This is a genomic window from Streptomyces sp. a15 (assembly GCF_059026085.1).
Genome location: NZ_JBWLKM010000284.1, coordinates 1 through 437 on the forward strand (window position 1 = coordinate 1; position 437 = coordinate 437).

Here is a 437-nt window from a genome sequence, read left to right on the forward strand (position 1 = left end):
GCGATCAGGTCGTCGTCCAGCGGTCGCAGACCGGCCGTGAGGGTGTCGGAGAGCTTGGCCGGGTCGAGGTTCTTGGCCAGCTGCGGACGGCGCAGCGTGAGGATCAGGGTGAGCAGTTGCTCGTACCGCTCCGGACCGAGACCGAACAGGCGCTGGTCGACGGCGGCGCGGTAGTCGGCGGTGGAGGCGATCAGCTCGCGTCCGAGTTCGGCGGCGAGCTGCTTCTTCGTCATCGGCCGGTCGTCGTGGGTGAGGAGGGAGAAGTCCTCGCCGACCCGGCCCTCGGCGACGAAGTGCCAGCGAGCGGGCGTGTCGCGGTGCCGCTGGGCGTGCAGCCCGATGCCGCAGGTGACGGCCTCGCCGGTCTCCCGGTGGGTGAACTCGATCCAGACGTAGCCGAGCGCGCTGTCCTGCCCGCGGAAGAGCAGGTTGGACTT

The 437-nt window shown here is 70.3% G+C and carries 1 pseudogene; it reads right to left on the reverse strand.

Annotation, left to right across the window (positions count from 1 at the left end):
* Positions 1–437: pseudogene (locus tag AC5P09_RS52155) on the reverse strand (TIGR02680 family protein); the annotation flags it as partial.